Source organism: Microbacterium sp. Bi98, from assembly GCF_918698045.1.
In the GTDB taxonomy this organism is placed as follows: Bacteria; Actinomycetota; Actinomycetes; order Actinomycetales; family Microbacteriaceae; genus Microbacterium.
In genome coordinates, this window is the sequence record NZ_CAKKLK010000003.1 from 61,341 (window position 1) to 84,078 (window position 22,738).

At 67.6% G+C, this 22,738-nt stretch carries 20 protein-coding genes; all 20 read left to right on the forward strand.

Features of this window, described 5'->3' with window-relative positions; translation table 11 throughout:
• The first annotated feature begins 16 nt into the window (after positions 1-16).
• The 20 genes from murF (at position 17) to hisD (ending at position 22,732) form a co-directional block, all read left to right on the forward strand.
• Positions 17-1,429, forward strand: a complete 1,413-nt coding sequence (gene murF / locus LQZ85_RS06975) for a UDP-N-acetylmuramoyl-tripeptide--D-alanyl-D-alanine ligase (RefSeq protein WP_230100715.1) — start codon at positions 17-19, stop codon at positions 1,427-1,429.
• Positions 1,426-2,538 (forward strand): phospho-N-acetylmuramoyl-pentapeptide-transferase, encoded by a 1,113-nt coding sequence (gene mraY, locus LQZ85_RS06980; protein ID WP_053096767.1) that lies wholly within the window; start codon positions 1,426-1,428, stop codon positions 2,536-2,538. Before murF ends, mraY begins: the two co-directional genes overlap by 4 nt.
• The gene (gene murD / locus LQZ85_RS06985; protein ID WP_230100716.1) at positions 2,528-4,066 is read left to right on the forward strand and encodes a UDP-N-acetylmuramoyl-L-alanine--D-glutamate ligase; all 1,539 of its coding nucleotides are present in this window, start codon (positions 2,528-2,530) and stop codon (positions 4,064-4,066) included. Before mraY ends, murD begins: the two co-directional genes overlap by 11 nt.
• Complete coding sequence (gene ftsW / locus LQZ85_RS06990; protein WP_056278959.1) at positions 4,035-5,273, forward strand: putative lipid II flippase FtsW; 1,239 nt, start codon at positions 4,035-4,037, stop codon at positions 5,271-5,273. Before murD ends, ftsW begins: the two co-directional genes overlap by 32 nt.
• Positions 5,270-6,346 (forward strand): UDP-N-acetylglucosamine--N-acetylmuramyl-(pentapeptide) pyrophosphoryl-undecaprenol N-acetylglucosamine transferase, encoded by a 1,077-nt coding sequence (locus LQZ85_RS06995; RefSeq protein ID WP_056278958.1) that lies wholly within the window; start codon positions 5,270-5,272, stop codon positions 6,344-6,346. The genes ftsW and LQZ85_RS06995 overlap by 4 nt, the downstream gene beginning before the upstream one ends.
• Positions 6,347-6,410: 64 nt before the next feature.
• Positions 6,411-7,808, forward strand: a complete 1,398-nt coding sequence (gene murC, locus LQZ85_RS07000; RefSeq protein ID WP_053096759.1) for a UDP-N-acetylmuramate--L-alanine ligase — start codon at positions 6,411-6,413, stop codon at positions 7,806-7,808.
• A gap of 3 nt (positions 7,809-7,811) precedes the next feature.
• Positions 7,812-8,759 carry an FtsQ-type POTRA domain-containing protein gene (locus LQZ85_RS07005; protein ID WP_056278957.1) on the forward strand — a complete coding sequence of 316 codons (948 nt, stop codon included), beginning with the start codon at positions 7,812-7,814 and terminating at the stop codon, positions 8,757-8,759.
• 175 nt (positions 8,760-8,934) lie between these two features.
• Positions 8,935-10,086, forward strand: a complete 1,152-nt coding sequence (gene ftsZ / locus LQZ85_RS07010; protein WP_230100717.1) for a cell division protein FtsZ — start codon at positions 8,935-8,937, stop codon at positions 10,084-10,086.
• The gene (locus tag LQZ85_RS07015) at positions 10,083-10,787 is read left to right on the forward strand and encodes a YggS family pyridoxal phosphate-dependent enzyme (RefSeq protein WP_056278955.1); all 705 of its coding nucleotides are present in this window, start codon (positions 10,083-10,085) and stop codon (positions 10,785-10,787) included. The genes ftsZ and LQZ85_RS07015 overlap by 4 nt, the downstream gene beginning before the upstream one ends.
• A gap of 43 nt (positions 10,788-10,830) precedes the next feature.
• Positions 10,831-11,295, forward strand: coding sequence for a cell division protein SepF (sepF, locus tag LQZ85_RS07020; protein WP_053096751.1), 465 nt, complete (start codon positions 10,831-10,833; stop codon positions 11,293-11,295).
• Between the two features lie 3 nt (positions 11,296-11,298).
• Entirely contained in the window at positions 11,299-11,598 is a 300-nt protein-coding gene (locus tag LQZ85_RS07025) for a YggT family protein (RefSeq protein ID WP_053096749.1), read from the forward strand.
• A gap of 152 nt (positions 11,599-11,750) precedes the next feature.
• The gene (locus LQZ85_RS07030; protein ID WP_053096747.1) at positions 11,751-12,359 is read left to right on the forward strand and encodes a DivIVA domain-containing protein; all 609 of its coding nucleotides are present in this window, start codon (positions 11,751-11,753) and stop codon (positions 12,357-12,359) included.
• A gap of 51 nt (positions 12,360-12,410) precedes the next feature.
• Positions 12,411-13,001 (forward strand): signal peptidase II, encoded by a 591-nt coding sequence (lspA, locus tag LQZ85_RS07035; RefSeq protein WP_072592313.1) that lies wholly within the window; start codon positions 12,411-12,413, stop codon positions 12,999-13,001.
• A 2-nt stretch (positions 13,002-13,003) separates the two neighbouring features.
• Positions 13,004-13,924, forward strand: a complete 921-nt coding sequence (locus tag LQZ85_RS07040) for an RluA family pseudouridine synthase (protein ID WP_053096743.1) — start codon at positions 13,004-13,006, stop codon at positions 13,922-13,924.
• A 42-nt stretch (positions 13,925-13,966) separates the two neighbouring features.
• Positions 13,967-14,566, forward strand: a complete 600-nt coding sequence (locus LQZ85_RS07045; protein WP_056278954.1) for a GNAT family N-acetyltransferase — start codon at positions 13,967-13,969, stop codon at positions 14,564-14,566.
• Between the two features lie 115 nt (positions 14,567-14,681).
• Complete coding sequence (locus tag LQZ85_RS07050) at positions 14,682-15,254, forward strand: sigma-70 family RNA polymerase sigma factor (protein WP_230100778.1); 573 nt, start codon at positions 14,682-14,684, stop codon at positions 15,252-15,254.
• A complete protein-coding gene (locus LQZ85_RS07055; RefSeq protein WP_230100718.1) occupies positions 15,170-16,291 on the forward strand; it encodes a hypothetical protein in 1,122 nt (373 codons plus the stop codon). Before LQZ85_RS07050 ends, LQZ85_RS07055 begins: the two co-directional genes overlap by 85 nt.
• 71 nt (positions 16,292-16,362) lie before the next feature.
• Entirely contained in the window at positions 16,363-19,881 is a 3,519-nt protein-coding gene (gene dnaE, locus LQZ85_RS07060) for a DNA polymerase III subunit alpha (protein WP_230100719.1), read from the forward strand.
• A gap of 113 nt (positions 19,882-19,994) precedes the next feature.
• A complete protein-coding gene (locus LQZ85_RS07065) occupies positions 19,995-21,425 on the forward strand; it encodes a hypothetical protein (protein WP_230100720.1) in 1,431 nt (476 codons plus the stop codon).
• Entirely contained in the window at positions 21,425-22,732 is a 1,308-nt protein-coding gene (gene hisD, locus LQZ85_RS07070; RefSeq protein WP_230100779.1) for a histidinol dehydrogenase, read from the forward strand. Before LQZ85_RS07065 ends, hisD begins: the two co-directional genes overlap by 1 nt.
• Positions 22,733-22,738 lie beyond the last annotated feature (6 nt).

Here is a 22,738-nt window from a genome sequence, read left to right on the forward strand (position 1 = left end):
CGCGCCTGGAGACGTCATGATCGCCCTGTCGCTTGCTGAGATCGCCGCCGTCCTCGGGGGTGATCTCCGCCTCGCCGGTTCTGCCACCGCCGACACCGTCATCGACGGTGTCGTGGACACGGACTCGCGCACCATGGCCCCCGGCTCCGTGTTCGTCGCGAAGCCGGGCGCGGAGACGGACGGACACCGGTTCGTCGGCGCTGCGCTCGCTGCGGGGGCAGCGCTCGCGATCGTCGAGCACCCGGTCGACGAGGAGATCACCCAGATCGTCGTCCCTGACGTCATCGTCGCCCTCGCCGATCTCGCCCGCGAGGTCGTCGCCCGCGTTCGCGCAGCCGGAGACCTCAAGATCGTCGGGATCACGGGGTCGAACGGCAAGACGACGACGAAGAACTTCCTCGCCCGCATCCTCTCCGACGAAGGCGAGACGGTCGCCCCCATCAACTCGTACAACAACGAGGTGGGCGCGCCCGTCACCATGCTGCGCATCACGTACGGCACGCGGTTCCTGGTCAGCGAGTTCGGAGCCGACGGGCCCGGCAGCATCGCCCGCCTCGCCGGACTCGTCGAGCCGGACGTCGCTGTGGTGCTGATGGTCGGCATGGCGCACGCGGGCGGCTTCGGCGGCATCGAGGCGACGGCCAAGGCCAAGTCCGAGCTCGTCGCCGCCGCGAGGCCCACGGGTACGGCGGTGCTCAACGTCGACGACTCACGCGTCGCGGCGATGGGCGCGCTCGCGACGTCCCGCGGGATGCGGGTCGTCGGCTTCGGTCAGAGCGACGCGGCCGATGTCCAGGCGCACGACCTCGAGGTCACGGCATCCGGCACCTCGTGCATCATCGAAGCGGCGGGGGAGCGTCTTCCCCTCCGCCTGCAGGTGCTCGGCGCCCACCACGTCGGCAACGCCCTGGCGGCCATCGCCGCCGCAGGCGTTCTCGGGGTGTCGACGGCCGACGCGATCGACCGTCTCGAGACGGTCGAGATCGCGGAGCGCTGGCGTATGCAGCCCATGGGCAGCGACCGCGTGCGCATCATCAACGACGCCTACAACGCCAGCCCGGACTCGATGGCCGCAGCCCTGCGGACTCTCGCGCAGATCACCGGTCCCGGCGAGCGGACGGTCGCCGTGCTCGGCGCCATGAGCGAGCTCGGCGAGACCGCGGGCGAGGAGCACGACCGGATCGGTCTGCTCGCCGTGCGTCTGAACATCCAGCGCATCGTCGTCGTCGGCCCCGAGGCCCGCCGCCTCTTCATCTCCGCGATCGGCGAAGGATCCTGGGACAGCGAGGCCGTGTTCTTCGCCGACCAGGATGCCGCGTTCGAGTACCTGCGCTCCGAACTCCGCGACGGCGACCGGGTGCTCGTGAAGTCCTCCAATTCCGTAGGGCTCCGGCACCTCGGCGATCGTCTGGGAGAATTGTTCTCGTGAGATCTCTCATCATGGCGGCGGCCATATCGCTCGCCTTCACTCTTTTTCTTACTCCCGTCTTCCTCCGGCTCTTCCGGAAGTGGGGCTGGGGCCAGGTCATCCGCACCCCGGAGGCCATCGAGAACCCGAACCACGAAGCCAAACGCGGCACGCCGACCATGGGCGGCGTCATCTTCATCGTCGGCACGATGGTCGGCTACTTCACGGCCACGTACGTCGGAGGCGGAACTCCCGCGCTGTCCGCGCTTCTCGTGATCTGGCTCATGGTCGGCTTCGGGGCAGTGGGCTTCATCGACGACTACATGAAGGTGCGCAGTCAGCGCAGCCTCGGGCTCTCGGGGTGGCGCAAGATCATCGGGCAGCTCGTCGTGATGATCCCGTTCGGCATCGTCGCGCTGAACTTCCCGAACGCGTTCGATCAGACTCCGGCATCCGGCTCGATCTCGCTCTTCCGCGACATCCCGTGGTTGAACCTGTTCGCGTTCACCGCGATCCTCGGCTGGGCGCTCTATCTGCTGTGGATCTCGATCATCGGCGTCGCGACCTCGAACAGCGTCAACCTCACCGACGGGCTCGACGGTCTCGCAGCCGGCGCCGGGGTCATCGTCGTGGGGGCGTACAGCCTGATCGCGTTCTGGCAGTTCAAGCAGTCGTGCGTGGGCGAGGGGGTCGAGACCGCCGCGCTCGGCGGATGCTACGAGGTCCGCGACCCGTTCAGCCTGGCGATCATCGCGGCCTCCTTCGCCTCGAGCCTGATCGGCTTCCTGTGGTGGAACGCTCCCAAGGCGAAGGTCTTCATGGGCGATGTCGGCTCGATGGCGATCGGAGGCGTCATCACCGCGATGGCGATCCTCACCCGCACCGAGCTGCTGCTGTTCGTGATCGCCGGCGTCTTCGTCCTGGCCTCCGGATCGGTGATCCTGCAGCGCGCCTACTTCAAGATCACGCGCGGAAAGCGACTCTTCCTGATGAGTCCGTTCCACCATCATCTCGAGATGCGCGGATGGTCCGAGGTCACGATCGTGGTCCGCATGTGGATCATCGCGGGCCTGCTCGCGATCTCGGCAGTCGGACTCTTCTACGTGGAGTGGCTGACTCGTGTCGACTGACGAGAGGCTCGCGACGCTGACGAGCTGGAACGCCGACTGGTCGGGCTTGCGCGTCGCCGTTCTCGGACTGTCCATGACCGGCTTCTCGGTGGCGGACACGCTCACCGAACTCGGTGCGGACGTCCTGGTGCTGACCGAGTCGGCGGAGGAGGAGTATGCCAAGCTCCTGCCCGTGATCGGTGCTCGTCTGGAGCTGGGAACGCTGGACAGGGTCCCTGAAGCTCTGACCGAGTTCGCGCCGGAGGTCATCATCGCCTCGCCGGGATTCCCTCCCTCGCACACCGTGATCCGCTGGGCGCGAGATGCCGGCATCGCGCTCTGGGGCGATGTCGAACTCGCCTGGCGCCTGCGCGACAAGGTGGCCCGCGCCGACGGCTCCCCGGCTGACTGGGTGCTCATCACGGGCACCAACGGCAAGACGACGACGACGCAGCTGACCGCGTCGCTCCTCGTCGAGGGAGGTCTGCGTGCGGCGCCGTGCGGCAACATCGGCGTGCCCGTTCTCGATGCGGTCCGCGACCCCGCCGGTTTCGACGTGCTCGTCGTCGAGCTCTCCAGCCACCAGCTCTGGTACCTCGGACTCTCCGAGACCGAAGGCGAGCTGTATCCGCACGCCTCGGTGTGCCTGAACCTCGCGGACGACCACCTGGTGTGGCACGGCAGTGCGCAGGCGTACCGCGATGCGAAGGCCCTGGTGTACCGCAACACGAGAGTCGCCTGCGTCTACAACAAGGCCGACGAGGCGACCAGGCTCATGGTCGAGGACGCCGAGGTGGTCGAGGGTGCCCGCGCGATCGGATTCGATCTCGGCATCCCCGGCCCCAGCGATGTCGGCGTGGTGGAGGGGCTGCTCGTCGATCGTGCGTTCTTGGACGACCGGGCCAGCAGCGCACTCGAGCTCACGACCGTCGCCGACCTGCGAGACGCCGGCCTGGCCGCCCCGCACATCGTGCAGAACATCCTGGCGGCGAGTGCGCTCGCTCGTTCTCTGGGCGTCGAGCCGCGCGCCATCCACTCGGCTCTGCAGTCGTTCCGTCTCGACGAGCATCGGATCCAGGTCATCGCCCGCCATCGCGGCATCACCTGGGTCGACGACTCCAAGGCCACCAACCCGCACGCTGCCGCGTCATCGCTCCGCGCATACCCCGGTGCGGTCTGGGTGGTCGGCGGCGACCTGAAGGGCGTCGACATCGGCGAGCTGGTCGCCACGGCCGGGACCACCGCCCGGGCGGCAGTCGTCATCGGAGTCCAGCGCTCAGCCGTCGTCGCCGCATTCGAGCGACACGCGCCGGGGGTTCCGGTGTTCGAGGTGGATGCTGGCGAGACTGGTCAGGTCATGAATCGCGTCGTGGAGATCGCCGCGGGAATCGTCGATGGCGAGGGAACAGTCCTGCTGGCCCCCGCCGCCGCGTCCTTCGATCAGTTCTCCGGTTACGCGGATCGAGGACACCGCTTCGCCGAAGCGGTGCGGGACTGGATAGACCGGGGGAGCACCGATGACGCAGGTCGAACGCCCCCCGCGCTCTGATCCCGGCAGCACCGGCTCCCGCGGTCTCGCGGCGAGAGTGTCGCTCGGGCGTCGTTTCACCCCCGTGTCGACCGAGTTCCTGATGATCGCATCGGCGGCGCTGATGCTGACGATCTTCGGCCTCGTGATGGTGCTCTCGGCGACGAGCGCGACCGCGGTCTCGAAGGGTGAGAATCCGATGGACGGCGCGCTTCGGCAGGGCATCTTCGCCGTGCTCGGCGTGCCGCTGATGTTCCTGATCTCCCGACTCCCGATCACGTTCCTCAAGCGCATGGCGTGGCCGGCACTGTTCGGATCCATCGCGCTCCAGCTGCTGGTCTTCACCCCGCTCGGCATCGAGGACGGCGGAAACCGCAACTGGATCATGATCGCCGGGTTCACCCTGCAGCCGTCGGAGTTCCTCAAGCTCGCCCTCGCGCTGTGGATCGGCTACGTCCTGATGCGCAAGCAGACCATGCTCGGCACCTGGCATCAGGTCTTCATCCCCGTGGTGCCCGTGGGAGCCCTGGCGATCGGGACGGTGATCGCAGGCAAGGACCTCGGCACCGCGATGGTGCTGGTCATCATCCTGCTCGGCTGCCTCTTCTTCTCGGGGGTGAAGCTCCGGCTGTTCATCCTGCCGGTGCTGCTCGGCGTCGTCGCCGTCATCGCGCTGGCCGTCACGAGCCCTGACCGCATGCGTCGCATCACGGCGACGTGCTCCGACATGTCGGCGTACACCGGCGACTGCTACCAGTCGATCCACGGGATCTGGGGAATGGCGTCGGGAGGAATCTTCGGCGTGGGTCTCGGCAACTCGCAGGAGAAGTACGGCTGGCTGCCCGCCGCCGGCAACGACTTCATCTTCGCCATCGTCGGCGAAGAGCTCGGCCTGATCGGCTGCATCGTCGTGCTGGCCCTCTTCACGCTGTTCACCATCGGTGCCTTCCACATCATCCGCAAGACCGCCGATCCGTTCATCCGGGTCGCGGCCGGCGGGATCACCGTCTGGATCACCGGTCAGGCCGTGTTCAACATCGGCGTCGTGATCGGACTGTTCCCCGTCATGGGAGTGCCGCTGCCGTTCATGTCGCAGGGAGGAACGGCTCTCCTCGCCGTCCTCATCGCGTGCGGAGTGCTGCTGTCGTTCGCGCGCACCATCCCCGTCGCCGAGGGTCGTTCGGTGGCACGGACTCCTTCAGCAGGGCGGGGTAAGGTCACACGGTGACCACGTACCTTCTCGCCGGCGGTGGAACCGCCGGTCACGTCAACCCCCTGCTCGCCGTCGCCGATGCGCTGCGCGCCAGGGACGCCGATGCCTCGATCCTGGTGCTCGGAACGGCCGAGGGACTCGAGTCCCGACTCGTGCCGGCTCGAGGGTATGAACTCCTCATCGTCGACAAGGTGCCGTTCCCGCGGCGGCCCGACAAGCAGGCAGCTTTGTTCCCCGCCAGGTTCCGCCGCGCCGTCGCCCAGGTGCGCGATCACATCCGCGCTCACCGCGTCGACGTCGTCGTGGGCTTCGGCGGCTATGCCTCCGCCCCGGCCTACGTGGCAGCAGGCCGCGAGCGCGTGCCGTTCGTCGTGCACGAGGCCAACGCGAAGCCGGGCCTCGCGAACGTGCTGGGTGCTCGACGTGCCGCCGCCACGGGAGTCGCATTCGCCGGAACCCCTCTGCGCGGCGGCGAGGTGGTCGGCATGCCGCTGCGTCGAGAGGTCATCGAGCTCGACCGTGCGGCCTCTCGCGATGAGGCCGCCGCGCACTTCGGGCTCGACCCGGCGCGCCCGGTTCTTCTCGTCTTCGGCGGGTCGCTGGGTGCCCAGAGGCTGAACGAGGCCATCGCAGACTCCTGGGGCGACATCCTGGCCGCCGACTGGCAGTTGCTGCACGTCACGGGCGAACGCAGTGATCTGGCCGACCCCGAGGTGCCGGGATACACCATGCGCCGATACGTCGACCGGATGGACCTCGCCTTCGCGCTCGCCGACCTCATCGTCTCCCGTTCCGGCGCAGCCACCGTGAGCGAGATCAGCGCCCTGGGGATCCCCGCGCTGTACGTGCCGTACTCCGTCGGCAACGGGGAGCAGCGGCTGAACGCGGCGTCCGCCGTGGCAGCCGGGGCCGCTCGTCTTCTCGACGACGCCACCTTCGACGGCGACGCGGTGCGCCGCCTCGTGATCCCCGTCATGAACGATTCGCAGCAGCTCACGGCCATGCAGTCCGCCGCCGAGCAGGTGGGCACCCGCACCGGCACGGAGAACGTCGTCGCACTCGTGGATCGCGCCCTCCGGTCCTCCTGATCTCACCGTCGACACGGCTCCTCGACGCCGAATCGTCCTCACCGAAAAGTAGACTGAAACCGACATGATCAGACCTGACCTCTCCCTCCCGATCCCCGAGTCGATCTCCTCCGCGCACTTCATCGGCATCGGCGGATCCGGCATGAGCGGCCTCGCCAAGATGTTCCTCGACGCGGGGATCCGCGTCTCGGGAAGCGATCGAGCCGACAGCGACAACCTGCGCGCACTCGCGGCCGCCGGAGCGGATGTGCACGTCGGGCACGACGCGGCGCATCTCGGCGATGCCGACACGGTCGTCCACACCGGAGCGATCTGGCCGGAGAACCCCGAGTTCGTCACGGCGAAGCAGCGCGGGCTGCACGTGATCCACCGCTCGCAGGCCTTGCACTGGCTGATCGGATCGCGTCGACTGGTCTCCGTGGCCGGCGCGCACGGCAAGACGACGTCGACGGGCATGATCGTGACCGCGCTGCAGCAGCTCGGAGCCGACCCGAACTTCGTCAACGGCGGCGTGATCGAGCAGCTTGGCGTCTCGAGCGCCACCGGATCGGGTGAGCTCTTCGTGATCGAGGCGGATGAGTCCGACGGCACGTTCCTGCTCTACGACACGGCTGTCGCGCTGATCACCAATGTCGACCCCGATCACCTCGACCACTACGGGTCCGACGACGCGTTCCACGACGCGTTCGTGCGGTTCGCCGACGCGGCCACGGAGGCGGTCGTGATCTCCAGCGACGACGCCGGCGCCCTGCGAGTGGGAGCGGGGCTCTCGCACCCGAACGTCGTGACGTTCGGGCAGGCGGAGGATGCCGATGTCAGGGTGACCGACATCGTGGCGGCCGGGCCCGTCTCGGCCACCGTCAGCTCCGGAGCCGAGAGCGTGCGCCTCCAGCTCGCCGTGCCCGGCGTGCACAACGCCATCAACGCGGCAGGCGCCATCGCGGTCCTCCTCTCGGTGGGTTTCGGCCTGACCGAGTCCGCCAAGGCCGTCGAGGGCTTCGCCGGCACGGTCCGCCGCCTCGAGCAGCACGGCGTCGAGCGCGGCGTCACCGTCTACGACGACTACTCCCACCACCCGACCGAGGTGCGGGCGGCTCTCGAGGCGATGCGATCGATCGCCGGCACGGGCAGGATCATCGCGATCCAGCAGCCCCACACCTACTCGCGAACGCAGCACATGTTCCGCGAGTTCGCGGACGTGCTGGAGACGTATGCAGACCACACGGTCGTGCTCGACGTCTACGGTGCTCGCGAGGATCCGGTCCCGGGCGTCACGGGAGAGCTCGTGAGCGGGGCGTTCCACGACCCGTCGCACGTCCACTTCGTCGCCGACTGGCAGCAGGCAGCCGATTACACGGCATCCGTCGCTCGCGACGGCGATTTCGTCGTCACGCTCGGCTGCGGCAACGTCTACCAGATCATCCCGCAGGTGCTCGAGTCTCTGCGGACCACCGAGGTCTGACGCATGCGTCGTCCGCCTCCGCTTCCCACGCCTCCCGCGGGCACCGCGGAGGACACGCCCAGGCGACGGGAGGGTCCGGCGACGCGAGGGCGCGCGCGGGACGTCGAGCAGGACGAACGCACAGGTCCGCAGGCCGCGGCGGTCGGCCTCGACTCCGACGTCCGTGCGGACATCGACGGGGATGCCGGGGTGCGGCCGACATCGACGCGGGACGTCTGGCGGGCGGCGCGAGCGAGACGCAAGGCGCTGCGGGCCGAGATCCGACGGTTCACGCAGCGCTCCCGACGGCGTCGCATCATCTGGCTGAGCGCGGTCGGTGCTGTCGTCCTGCTGATCGGTGGCACCACCGCCGCGGCGTACAGCCCGCTGTTCGCCGTGGAGAAGATCACGGTCGTGGGCGCGACGACGCTGGATGCCGCGGCGGTGGAGGCCGCCCTCGGCGAGCAGGTGGGCACCCCCTTGGCGCTCGTCGACTCGAGCGAGGTCAAGGCCGCGCTGCTGGGATTCCCGCTGATCGAGACCTATGCGCTCGAGGCGAAGCCGCCGCACGATCTCACGGTGCGGATCGTCGAGCGCACGCCGGTCGGCGTGATCCGCTCGGATGCGGGCTATACGCTCGTCGACGCCGCGGGCGTCGCGCTGGCGACGACCTCCGATCAGCCGGCGGGACAGCCGGTGCTCGACATCGACGGCGGCACCGACTCGGTCGCGTTCGAGAGTGCGGGTCTCGTGGTGCGCTCGGTCCCCGCTGATCTGCGCGCGCTGCTGACCGGAGTGCAGGCCACGACAGCTGATGACGTGACGTTGACGCTCAGCAGCGGGCTGACGGTCGTCTGGGGCAGCTCGGATGACTCCCCGATGAAGAGCGAAGTGCTCACGAAGACGCTGCTCAGCAATCCTGAGGCGTCGACGATCGATGTCACATCGCCGCATGCGGTGGTCGTGGGCTGAGGTTTCGACGGCAAACGGGCGACACGCCCGTGTCGCTGCGTGTGCGCGGGGACGTGACGCTTACCTTCGAACAAGAGAAACCAATACCGGGAAATACTTTACACCTCTAGTTGAGGTTTAAGGTTCGGCCCGCGGAATCTCACCCCAGACAGGCTCGACTATTCGGAGGCCGGCCATGAGCCAGAACCAGAACTACCTCGCCGTGATCAAGGTCGTCGGCGTCGGCGGTGGCGGCGTCAACGCCGTCAACCGCATGATCGATCTCGGGCTCCGCGGAGTCGAGTTCATCGCAGTGAACACCGACGCGCAGGCGCTGCTCATGAGCGATGCCGACGTCAAGCTCGATGTCGGTCGCGAGCTCACTCGCGGACTCGGCGCCGGCGCTGACCCCGAGGTCGGCCGTCGCGCCGCCGAGGATCACGCCGAGGAGATCGAGCAGGCGCTCACCGGTGCCGACATGGTCTTCGTGACCGCAGGCGAGGGCGGTGGAACGGGAACGGGTGGAGCCCCCGTCGTCGCGCGCATCGCGAAGTCGATCGGCGCACTGACCATCGGCGTCGTGACGAAGCCCTTCTCGTTCGAAGGCCGTCGTCGTCAGAGCCAGGCTGAAGCCGGTGTGGTGAAGCTGAAGGAAGAAGTCGACACCCTCATCGTGGTGCCGAACGACCGTCTGCTCGAGATCAGCGATCGCGGCATCTCGATGATCGAGGCCTTCGCGACCGCGGACCAGGTGCTCCTCGCCGGTGTCCAGGGCATCACCGACCTCATCACGACTCCCGGTCTCATCAACCTCGACTTCGCCGACGTCAAGTCGGTCATGCAGGGCGCCGGTTCGGCACTGATGGGAATCGGATCGGCACGCGGTGCCGACCGTGCCATCAAGGCCGCCGAACTCGCGGTCGAGTCGCCGCTCCTCGAGGCCAGCATCGAGGGTGCTCACGGAGTCCTGCTCTCGATCCAGGGTGGTTCGAACCTCGGCATCTTCGAGATCCACGACGCTGCGGATCTCGTGAAGGAAGCCGCGCACCCCGAGGCCAACATCATCTTCGGTACGGTCATCGACGACACGCTCGGCGACGAGGTGCGTGTCACCGTGATCGCGGCCGGCTTCGACAGCGGTGAGCCTTCGCTGCGCCTCGACCCCATGGTCGTCTCGCGGCCCGCCGCGGCCAGCACGCTGCCCGAGGTGGCGCTATCGAAGGGCGAGGAGAGCAAGCCCGCTGCCGAGGCGCCCGCGCCCGAGAAGCCGCAGCAGCGCGTCCCGGCGACGAGCATCGAGCCTGCTTTCGCGGACGACGACATCGACATCCCCGAATTCCTGAAGTGACGCAGGCGCAGGGCCAGGCCGGGTCCGGTCTGGCAGCGCGGCTGTCGGCGATCGATCATCGGATCGCCGACGCCGCGCGCCTGGCCGGCAGGGACCCGGCGGAGATCTCCCGCATCGTCGTGACCAAGTTCCACCCGTCGTCGCTCGTTCGCGAGCTGCACGCGCTGGGTGTGCGCGACGTGGGGGAGAACCGCCAGCAGGAGCTCTCGTCGAAGACCGCCGAGCTGACGGACCTCGACCTCCGGTGGCACTTCATCGGGCAGGCGCAGACCAATAAGGCCGGTGCGATCCGCCGCAGCGCGGATGCCGTGCACTCGGTAGACCGCGACCGGCTGGCCGACGCACTGCATCGGGCGGCCGACGGGGATGACCTTCTCGACGTGCTCGTGCAGGTCAATCTCACCGATGATCACGGACGCGGCGGCGTCGCGCCCGCCGAGGCGGCCTCTCTCGCCGAGCACATCATGACGCTGCCCTCGCTGCGGCTTCGCGGTGTGATGGCGGTCGCGCCGCTCGATGAGGAACCCGCTTCCGCGTTCGCGCGCCTGCACTCGATCGCAGAGAGCGTGCGCGCCGTCGAGCCGTCGGCGACCTGGATGTCCGCAGGGATGACGGGCGATTTCGTCGAGGCCATCGAGGCCGGCGCGACACACCTGCGGATCGGCTCCGCAATCACGGGACCCCGCCCCGACCGGGGTTAACCTGTGAACAGACCAACCCGACACGTTCGAACCGGAGGACACGATGGGTAACCCGCTGAAGAAGACCATGGTGTATCTCGGCCTCGCTGACGAGGAAGAGGTCTACGAGGAGGAGCCGACCCCGGCCCGCTCGCACCGCGAGCGCGAACGCGAGGAGCCCGCTCCCGCGCCCGTGACCCCGCTACGGCGCCCCGTCGCCGTGCGCCAGCCCGCAGGAGGGGCAGTGAACGAGATCCTCACCGTGCACCCGAAGCAGTATCGCGATGCTCAGCTCATCGCGGAGAGCTTCCGCGAAGGTGTGCCGGTCATCATCAATCTCTCGCAGATGAGCGACGCAGACGCCCGCCGTCTGATCGATTTCGCCTCCGGACTCTCGCTCGGCCTGTACGGCCGCATCGAGCGGGTCACGTCGAAGGTCTTCCTCCTGTCGCCGGAGAACATCGCGGTCTCGGGTCACGGGGGAATCGCGCACGCGGACGCCGAGTCCGCGGGCTTCGACCAGTCGTAGACCGTGGGGTTCGTCGTCTCCATCGTCGCCAGCATCGTACATCTGGCTCTGCTGCTGTACCTACTGGTGCTCTTCGCCCGACTCATTCTCAGCTACATCCCGATGTTCAATCGGGAGTGGCGACCGAAGGGCGCCGGACTCGTCGCGGCTGAGCTCGTCTACACGGTGACCGATCCGCCCGTCCGGTTCTTCCGGCGGATCATCCCTCCTCTGCGAATCGGCTCGCTCTCCCTGGATTTCGGCTTCTCGATCACCATCCTGATCGTGCTGATCCTGATGAGCGTCGTCCGAAGCTTCATCTGAGACCCCTGGGACTTCGGCGCTCTGGAGTGTCGCGGGATCGCGACTGACAGGCTCGGGGACTATGCTTGGCTCCCAGGTGCGCGCCCCGGGTTCGCGCCGAATCTCGACCACGCCATTCCAAACTGGCAACCGAACTCATCGAAGGAGCCACCATGGCACTTACCCCGGATGACGTCGTCACCAAGCAGTTCCAGCACGTCCGCTTCAAGGACGGCTTCGACCCGGACGAGGTCGACGACTTCCTCGACGAGATCGTCATCGAGTGGCGCAAGGCCCTCGAAGAGAACGTCGAACTCAAGGCCAAGCTGGCCGCGTACGAATCCGGCGATGCACCGGCCGCTCCCGCAGCCGCTGCAGAGGCACCCGCCGCCGTGGTCGAAGAGGCTCCTGCGCCTGCTGCTGCCGCTCCCGCGGAGCCCGCTCCGTCGGGTTCGGCGACTGCGACCGCCGGCATCATCGAGCTCGCTCAGCGCCTTCACGACGAGCACGTCGCCGAGGGTGAGGCCAAGCGCGCCCAGCTCATCGCCGAGGCCGAAGGCGAGGTCAACCGCATCCGCACGGAGGCCGAGGCCAAGCAGCGCGAAGAGTCGGCTCGTCTCGAGCGCGAGCGCAACGCCCTCGAGGCCCGGATCACCGAGCTCCGCAACTTCGAGCGCGATTACCGCTCGCAGCTGCGCGGCTACATCGAGGGTCAGCTCCGCGATCTCGACGAGAAGTCGGCGTCGACGGACTCGACTCCGGTTTCCGCGATCGGACTGTAGGTCGTCCTTTTGCCAGGACGCCGTCCCCTTCGTCGGTCGGCGGCCGGCGCGATAGTTGCGGTTCTCGCAGCGATCGTGCTGGCCGCCGATCAGTTTGTGAAGTACCTCACGACCGAGAACCTGCCGCTCCAGCAGCCGGTGCCGGTGCTCGGTGAGTTCCTTCAGCTGTACTACGTGCGCAACCCCGGCGCAGCGTTCTCGCTCGGATCCGATGTCACATGGATCTTCACCATCGCTCTGGCGGTGGTGGCCGGTGTGATCGTGTGGAAGGCCCTGGGTCTTCAGTCACGCCTCTGGGCCGTCGTCCTGGGCTGCCTGCTCGGTGGAGTGCTCGGAAACCTCACCGATCGTCTCTTCCGCGATCCTGGTTTCCCCATGGGGCACGTGGTCGACATGATCTCGATGCCGTGGATGATGCCGGCGATCTTCAACGTCGCCGACATCTTCATCGTCACCGGGATGATCTCGGTCGCGCTGCTCGTCGTGCTGGGACTCCGCTTCGACGGCACCCGGGAGCGTGACCACGCTCCTGTGGAGACCGATGACGAAGCCGAGGCTGCCGCGTTGGCCGAGGAGACCGGAGGCGAGACCTCTCGCCCGGGTACCGCCTCTCCGGATGCCGCCGCCGCGGACGGACGCTGAGCATGGAATTCCGCACCCTCCCCGTTCCTGACGGGCTGGACGGGACGCGCGTCGACGCGGCACTCGCGAAGATGCTGGGCTTCTCGCGCACCTTCGCCGCCGAGGTCGCCTCGGCGGGCGGCGTGCGCGTCGACGGGGTGACGCTCGACAAGTCCGATCGCCTGCGCGGCGGAGGGTGGCTCGAGGTGGAGTGGCAGCCGAAGGAGGAGCCGCGGATCATCCCGATCGCGGTTCCGGAACTCGGAATCGTCTACGACGACGACGACATCGTCGTGGTCGACAAGCCCACGGGCGTCGCCGCTCATCCCTCGCTCGGATGGGAGGGGCCGACCGTCGTCGGCGCTCTCGCAGCGGCGGGGTTCCGGGTCGCCACGAGTGGCGCTCCGGAGCGGCAGGGGATCGTGCATCGTCTGGATGTCGGCACCAGCGGGCTCATGGTCGTCGCCAAGAGCGAGACGGCGTACTCGTCGCTGAAGCACGCGTTCAAGGAGCGCACGGTGGAGAAGATCTATCACGCCGTCGTCCAGGGGCACCCCGACCCGCTGACGGGGACGATCGATGCTCCGATCGGCCGGCATCCGAATCACTCCTGGAAGTTCGCCGTCGTTCCCGACGGCAAACCGTCGGTGACGCACTATGAGACCCTCGAGGCCTTCCCGGGAGCCTCGCTGCTCGAGATCCATCTCGAGACCGGACGCACGCACCAGATCCGCGTGCACATGGCGGCCCTGCGGCACCCGTGCGCGGGCGACCCGCTCTACGGAGCAGATCCGACGCTGTCGGCACGGCTCGGACTCACCCGACAGTGGCTGCACGCGCACAAGCTCGCCTTCACCCACCCGGCGACGGGGGAGTGGGTGCAGTTCGAGTCGGGGTACCCCGCGGATTTCGAACGTGCCCTGGAGATCCTGCGCGGCGAGTGAATCGACGCCGTCGATGTCGGCGGTGTGGGTCAGACTGAGCCCATGAGCATCGAGGTGCGACCCGCTACCGACTTCGACGACGTGGCCGCTCTCGTCGGCCCCAAGAAGCCGACGTCGAACGTGTGCTTCTGCCTGAGCTACCGCATCGGCAGCGCCGAGAACAGGGCGCTGCGAGGCGATAAGCGAGCGGAGCGCGTGCGTGAGCTCTGCCACCAGGATCCGCCTCCAGGCGTGATCGCGTACCTCGACGACGAACCCGTGGGCTGGGCGGCGGTGCATCCGCGCAGGGAGACGAGCTTCGCGCGCAACAGACTGATCCCGCATGTCGACGATCTCGATGTGTGGTCGCTCTGGTGCATCCGCGTCCGTCCAGGCCATCGGAAACAGGGCATCTCGCACGCTCTGATCGACGGAGCGGTGGCTCATGCGAAGAAGAGCGGCGCGCCCGCGATCGAGGGGTATCCGGTCGACAACCGTGGCGAGACGGTGAATCTCACGATGGCCTACGTCGGCACGATGGGGCTCTTCGAGAGTGCCGGATTCGCGAAGGCGGCCGACACCGGCTCGACGCTCGACGGCTTCCCGCGGGTGCTCATGCGACTCGATCTGCGAGATCCGCGCAACGGATCGAAGAAAGCGTGAACCCGACTGCACGTCAGAGGCAATACATAGTGTGAGCACAGACAGTGAGATCATCCGGCGGTCGCTGAGTCGGCCTGAGGCGTTCGCCGAGCTGTTCGACCGACATGCACGTGCGGTGAACGCGTTCGCGACATATCGGGTGGGTGCCCATGCCGCCGAGGACGTGCTCAGCGAGACCTTTCTCGTCGCCTTCCGCCGTCGAGGGGACTTCGACCTGAGCAAGCACTCAGCCTCTCCCTGGCTGCTCGGAATCGCCTCGCGGCTCATCCGTCGGCACAGAGCCGTCGAGGCACGGCATTGGCGCTCGTTCGCCGCGGTCGTCGGGGAGGACCATACGTCGCTCGGTGGACTCGATGACGCGATGCGGCGCGTGGACGCCGAGCGCGAAGTGCGTGCCCTGCGGCAGAAGATCGCGGCGTTGTCGCCCAAGGATCGGGAGACGCTTCTGCTCTACGCCTGGCAGGGGCTGAGCTACGAAGACATCGCGGAGAGTCTCGGTGTGCCTGTGGGGCACCGTGCGCTCCCGGTTGAATCGCGTTCGCACGCGACTCGATCCGGCGCGAAAGGCCCGTTCGTTCGAGATGCAGCAGGAAGGAGAAGTCCGTGGACGTGTTTGAGAAGGTTCAGAAGACCAAGCCGGATGTCGATGGTGTGGACTCGCATCTCGACTCGGCCCGCGCTCGACTGATGAGCGAGATCGCCGCGGGGAAGACCTCGGTGTCCGCTCGCCCTGCCGCACCGAAGCGGCTCGTGGCCGGCGTGCTCGTGGGCGCCGCACTGGCGGCCACGGCGGGCGTGCTGGTGATCACGGGACTCACCGAACAGCCGAAGCCCGTGATCGAGGCCGTTCCGACGCGGGAGCCAGGACAGACGCTGAAGCCGTCGCCGACGCCCGCGCCGACACAGGAGCCGATGACGGCTGCGGGGGCCTTCGGCGCCGCCGCGACTGCGGCTCGGTCGTTCACCGGCCTGACGTTGGCACCGGGACAGTACCTGCGCGTGCACACGCAGTTGGAGCAGATCGTCTATCACCAGCCCGATCCGAACGGCGGGCAGTATCAGGCGGATCGGTCGAACGCTCAGAACGCCTGGCGCGGAAGCTCCTCCTGGAACTCCTATGCGCCGGCCGACCCGACGCAGCAGTGGTTCTTCGCCACCGATCAGCCCTGGACAGTGAGCGACACCTTCGGGCCGGACGCCGCGGCGCTCGCCCAGGCGCACAAGGAGGCGATGGCCTCGGGCGGCGATCCGTACTTCTCGAACGGGCCGTCAGCACCCTGGGCCACCCCGGACGGGTACGGGCTCGTGGCGTTCTTCTCGGCGATGCCCACGGACCCGGCGGCGCTCATCGCGTGGATCCGAGAGAATCAGGGGATCGTCGCGGGCGATCAGGACTACAAGGTCGGGTGGGTCCTCATCGAGCTTCTGTCGTACAACATGGGGTCGGGGGCTGAGCGGGCGACGATGTACGACGCCCTCAGCATGCTTTCCGGGTCTGAGATCGTGTCCGCCGATGCGACCTCGGCGACGCTGCGGTTCTCGGCGTCGACAGAGGCTCTGTCGGGTCAGCCAGCGATTCAGCGGCGCTCGATCACGATCGACACGACCACGGGGCTCGTCACGGAGACGACCGCGGTGCTCGACGTCGCCTCTTCGCTGATCCCCGCCTCCCTGGCAGACGAGAGGCACGTCTTCACCGTGAGCGTCGTGGACTCGCTCCCCTGAAGCGATGCGGGACCCCGGAGCGGCAGGTGCGGCGACGCTCGATGTCGGATGCCGAAAGTAGACTCGAAGGCATGGCATCCGACTCCTTCGTCCACCTGCACGTGCACAGCGAGTACTCGATGCTCGACGGGGCGGCGAAGATCGCGGCGATGACGCAGGCGGCGGCAGATTACGACATGCCGGCCATCGCCGTGACCGATCACGGCAACACCTTCGCGGCGTTCGAGTTCTACAAGGCGGCGAACGCCGCGGGCATCAAGCCGATCATCGGTCTCGAGGCCTATGTGACTCCCGGCACGCATCGCAGCGACAAGACGCGTGTGCAATGGGGCTCCCCGGATCAGAAGAGCGACGATGTCTCCGGCTCCGGTGCCTACACCCACATGACGATGTGGAGCGAGAGCACGCAGGGGATGCACAACCTGTTCCGTCTCAGCTCGCTGTCGAGCATGGAGGGCTACTACTTCAAGCCCCGCATGGACCGGGAGCTCCTGCAGACATACGGCAAGGGCCTGATCGCCACCACAGGATGCCCCTCGGGTGAGATCCAGACGCGACTGCGCCTCGGCCAGTACGACGCCGCACGTGCGGCGGCCGCCGAGTTCCAGGACCTGTTCGGCAAGGAGAACTACTTCGCCGAGATCATGGATCACGGTCTCTCCATCGAGCGCAGGGTGATGACCGATCTGATCCGGCTCGCCAAGGATCTGAACATCCCGCTCGTCGGCACCAACGACTCGCATTACACGCACCAGCATGAGGCCGATGCCCATGAGGCGCTGCTGTGCGTGCAGTCCGGTTCGACGCTCGACGATCCCAACCGGTTCAAGTTCGACGGCGACGGGTACTACATCAAGACCGCCGCAGAGATGCGTCAGCTGTTCCGCGACCACCCCGAGGCCTGCGACAACACGCTGCTCATCGCCGAGCGGTGCGAAGTCGAATTCAACACCGCGGCCAACTACATGCCGCGCTTCCCCGTGCCGGACGGCGAGACGGAGGACAGCTGGCTCATCAAGGAGGTCGAAGCGGGCCTCCACTACCGATACCCGAGCGGCATCCCCGACAAGGTGCGCAAGCAGGCCGAGTACGAGACCGGCATCATCCTGCAGATGGGGTTCCCCGGCTACTTCCTCGTCGTCGCCGACTTCATCAACTGGGCGAAGGACAACGGAATCCGCGTCGGTCCGGGCCGTGGCTCGGGCGCCGGGTCGATGGTCGCCTACGCCATGAAGATCACCGACCTCGACCCGCTCGAGCACGGTCTCATCTTCGAGCGCTTCCTCAACCCCGACCGCGTCTCGATGCCCGACTTCGACGTCGACTTCGATGACCGTCGCCGCGGCGAGGTCATCGACTACGTGACGAGGAAGTACGGCTCCGAGCGCGTCGCTCAGATCGTCACCTACGGCACGATCAAGTCGAAGCAGGCTCTGAAGGATGCGGGGCGTGTGCTGGGATTCCCGTTCAGCATGGGCGAGCGGCTGACGAAGGCGATGCCGCCGCCCGTCATGGGCAAGGACATGCCTCTCGACGGCATGTTCGACTCGGCGCACCCCCGCTACAAGGAGGCGAGCGAGTTCCGTGCGCTCATCGAGACCGATCCCGAGGCGAAGACGGTCTTCGACCGCGCCCTCGGTCTCGAAGGTCTGAAGCGCCAGTGGGGCGTGCACGCCGCCGGTGTGATCATGTCGTCCGAGCCCCTGCTCGACATCATCCCGATCATGCGCCGCGAGCAGGACGGCCAGATCGTCACCCAGTTCGACTACCCGTCCTGCGAGTCGCTCGGGCTGATCAAGATGGACTTCCTGGGGCTCCGCAACCTCACGATCATCTCGGACGCTCTCGACAACATCCGCACCAACCGCGGGGAGGAGCTCGACCTCGAACACCTCGCCCTGGATGACCGCGGCGCCTACGAGCTGCTCGGTCGCGGCGAATCGCTCGGCGTCTTCCAGCTCGACGGCGGGCCGATGCGATCGCTGATGCGCCTGATGCGTCCGGACAACTTCGGCGACATCTCCGCGCTCATCGCGCTGTACCGCCCGGGTCCGATGGGTGCGAACTCGCACACGAACTATGCGCTGCGCAAGAACGGCCAGCAGCCGATCACACCGATCCACCCGGAGTTCACCGAATCGCTCGCCGACATCCTCGACGAGTCCTACGGCCTGATCATCTACCAGGAGCAGGTGATGGCCATCGCCCAGCGCGTGGCCGGGTTCTCGCTCGGCCAGGCCGACATCCTGCGCCGAGCGATGGGCAAGAAGAAGAAGTCCGAGCTCGACAAGCAGTTCGAGGGCTTCCAAGCCGGCATGCACGCGAACGGGTACTCCGACGGTGCCGTCAACGCGATCTGGGAGATCCTCCTCCCGTTCTCGGACTACGCCTTCAACAAAGCGCACTCGGCGGCATACGGGGTCGTCTCGTACTGGACCGCCTACCTCAAGGCGCACTATCCCGCCGAGTACATGGCCGCGCTGCTCACCAGCGTCGGCGACTCGAAAGACAAGATGGCGCTCTATCTCAACGAGTGCCGTCGAATGGGCATCAAGGTGCTGCCGCCCGATGTCTCAGAGTCGATCAAGTACTTCGCCGCTGTCGGCGACGACATCCGATTCGGGCTCGGTGCCGTCCGCAACGTCGGCAGCAACGTGGTCGAGGGCATCATCGCGGCCCGCAAGGATGAGCGATTCTCCTCGTTCCATCACTTCCTCGAGAAGGTCCCGCTGCACGTCTCGAACAAGCGCACGGTCGAGTCTCTGATCAAGGCCGGCGCGTTCGACTCGATGGGCGACTCGCGCCGTGCGCTGCTCGAAGTCCACGAGGATGCCGTCGAGGCGGCTGTGGATCGCAAGCGGAACGAAGCACAGGGTGCGATCGGCTTCGACTTCGACAGTCTGTACGACGGAATGGAAGAGGCGCCGCCTGCCAAGGTGCCCGCCCGCCCCGAATGGATCAAGAAGGACAAGCTCGCTTTCGAGCGCGAGATGCTCGGGCTCTACGTGTCGGACCACCCCCTGGCCGGGCTCGAGGTGCCTCTGGCGAAGCACGCGTCGATCTCGATCCACAACCTCATCAACTCGGAGGACATGCAGGACGGTGAGCAGGTCACCGTCGCCGGTCTCGTCACGAGCGTGCAGCATCGCGTCGCGAAGGCCAGTGGCAATCCGTACGGAATGATCACCGTCGAGGACTTCAACGGCGAGGTGACGGTCATGTTCATGGGCAAGACGTACACCGAGTTCCAGCACATCCTGCAGCAGGACTCGATCCTCGCCGTGCGCGGCCGGGTGTCGAAGCGTGATGACGGACTCAACCTGCATGCGCAGTCGGCGTTCGCGCCGGATGTCGGTTCCTTCGACGCCGCGGGTCCGCTCTCGCTCGTGCTCGCCGAGCAGAGGGCGACGGAGCGGGTGATGCACGAGCTCGCCGACGTGCTGCGCCGTCACAACGGGGACACCGAGGTCGTGCTGCGGGTGCACCGCGGCGGCACGGCGAAGGTCTTCGACGTGCCGATGCCGGTCAAGGTCTCGGCCGATCTGTTCGGAGATCTCAAATCGCTGCTCGGGCCGACCTGCCTGGGCTGAGCACCAGCGGACGCTGCCGCTCGATGGGTCCTCACGGACGCACCGGGTAGTATCGGGACGCGTTCGGGTGCACGACGACTAAGGCTCTGCACCGTGGCGAAAGGACCCTCCCCATGAGCACGGAATCACCCTTCCTGAACAGTGACGACTCAGCTGCAGACCGGTCGTCGGCGTCAGACGAGTCACCTCTCGACGAGGACTTCTCCGATGACGACGGCGTGCTCTATGACGATGAGGTGACGCCGGAGTACGGCATCCTCGGATTCACCTTGCGGGAGCTGCTCATCGTCGGCGTGTGGCTGATCGCCTTCATCGCGTCGTTCTTCCCGTACGTCGGAGACTCGTCCATCTGGGGTGCCGGAATCCAGTGGGTCCTCCCGATCGGCGTGCCGACGGTCGCCGTGTTCCTGCTGGTCCTCCGCCGTTTCTCACCCGACGGCATCCGCCGGGTCGGCTCGCTGGGGATCGACCAGTTCGCTTCCGTGGCGTTCTCCGTCTCAGCGGTCTTCTGGCTCGGCGCACTCTGGAACGCCGTCGCGTTCGCGATCGAGTTCGGTGTCTTCGGGCTGCCCTGGAACGGCGTCGTTCAGCTGCTCGCAGCGCTCGCGCTCGTCGTCCTCACGGTCTTCGCTCCGCTGGTGCCCGGCCTCAAGGAAGACTTCCAGGGCCGACTCGTCACGCTCGCGCACCGCAACGCCAATCCGGTCCGACCGGTCATCGCGCGTCCTCGCCCCGAGCCTGCCGCCCCGGGCGCCGACGCTCCCGTCGCCGTCGAGGCCGATACTTCGGCCGACACGGACCTGCGACCTGCGTCGTACGCATCGCCCGCCTCGTCGAGCGATGTCGCTCCTGAGGCCCACACCGCCGCGACGGATGCCGCGCCGACGGCCTACGCGACGGACGCTGCACCGACGGCCTACGTGACGGACGCCTACGGGACGGACGCCGCGCCGACGGCCTACGGGACGGACGCCGCACCGACGGCCTACGCGACGGACGCTGCCCCGACCGCCTACACGACACCCTCGGCGGAGGGGATCGACGTCGAACTGTCCCGTGAGCAGGCGACCGATGAGGTCGCCCGTCTCGATGTCGCCGAGCAGGTGCCGCTGTCCTCCCACGCGTCGGGCGGGGGGACCGGGACCGAGGAGACGACCTCCGATGAGGAGTACACCCCGGCGTACTCGCGCCGGTCGCGCGGCCAGGAACCCGAGATCGTGTCCGACACCGGAAGCATCGAGTCGCTTCTCGGTGCGACCGCGCGCGATGTCTCGTCGCCCGAGACGACCGCGTTCCCCGCCGTCGAACACGACTCGGACTTCGCCGCGACGAGCCCTCAGGACGCCTACTCGACCCCGCAGCCCTTCTGGATCCTCGCGCCGACCGAGCGGGACGTGCATGACGAACGCGGCGAGGTCATCTTCCGAATCGGACCGAATGCGTGGGCGCTCGTCATCGAGGACCGCGGTGGCGCCTATGTCATCCGACACGACGACGGTCGCATCGGCTACCTGCACGACATCTCAGACATCACGAAGGGCTGATCTTGCGCACGATCGATCTGCGAGGGCGCACGCTCTCGCCGGCTGACATGCTCGCGGCCGTGCCGCGAGCCACCCAGGCACGGGCCGAGGCTCTCGACACCGCCACGCGCATCGTCGACGACGTGCGCGAGCGCGGCGAAGAGGCGCTGCGCGAACAGGCTGAACGCTTCGATCGTGTCACGGGTCATGAGATCCGCGTGCCCGCGCAGCACATCGCCGATGCTCTCGAGACCCTCGCGCCTGCTGTCCGCGATGCCCTCGACGAGGCGATCCGCCGGGTGCGCATCGCCTCCGAAGCCCAGGTTCCCGAACGTCGGATCACCCGGATCGGCGCCGGCGCGACGATCACCCAACGCTGGCAGCCTGTGCACCGCGCGGGCGTGTACATCCCCGGCGGCAAGGCGGTGTATCCGTCCAGCGTCATCATGAACGTCGTCCCCGCCCAGGTCGCGGGCGTCGAGCAGATCGCGCTCGCTTCACCGCCCCAGGCGGATCAGGGAGGTCGCGTCCACCCCACGATCCTCGCCGCGGCAGGCCTCCTCGGCATCACGGAGGTGTACGCCATCGGCGGTGCCGGCGCCATCGGTTCCTTCGCGCACGGCGTCGCCGGCATCGGACTCGACCCGGTCGACGTGCTGTCAGGGCCCGGCAACAACTACGTCGCCTCCGCCAAGCGGGCGGTGGCCGGGGTCGTCGGCACGGACTCCGAGGCGGGGGCCACCGAGATCCTCGTCGTCGCAGATGCCGCCGCCGACCCGCGTCTCATCGCCGCCGACCTCGTCAGTCAGGCCGAGCACGACGAGCAGGCTTCGGCCGTCCTCGTCACCGACTCGCCTCAGCTCGCCGATCGTGTCGCCGAAGAGGTGGCGCGGCAGGCCGGCGCGACCCGTCATGCGACCCGGGTGGCCGCAGCTCTCGACGGACCGCAGTCCGCCATCGTGCTCGTCGACGACCGTGCCATGGCCACGGCGTTCAGCAATGCGTACGCTCCCGAGCACCTCGAACTTCACCTCGAGGACGCCGAGGACGCCGCCGACAGCTTCACGAGCGCAGGTGCGGTGTTCGTCGGCGACCACACGCCGGTGAGTCTGGGCGACTACATGGCGGGCAGCAACCATGTTCTGCCGACCGGGGGACAGGCGCGCTATGCGCCGGGACTCGGCGCCTACACGTTCCTTCGTCCGCAGCAGGTGATCTCCTACGATCGGGCCGCCCTGGCCGAGGTCCGTGAGGGGGTCGTCGCCCTCGCCGAGACCGAAGTGCTCCCCGCGCATGGCGAGGCGATCGAGGCGCGTTTCACCGCGTAGGATCGG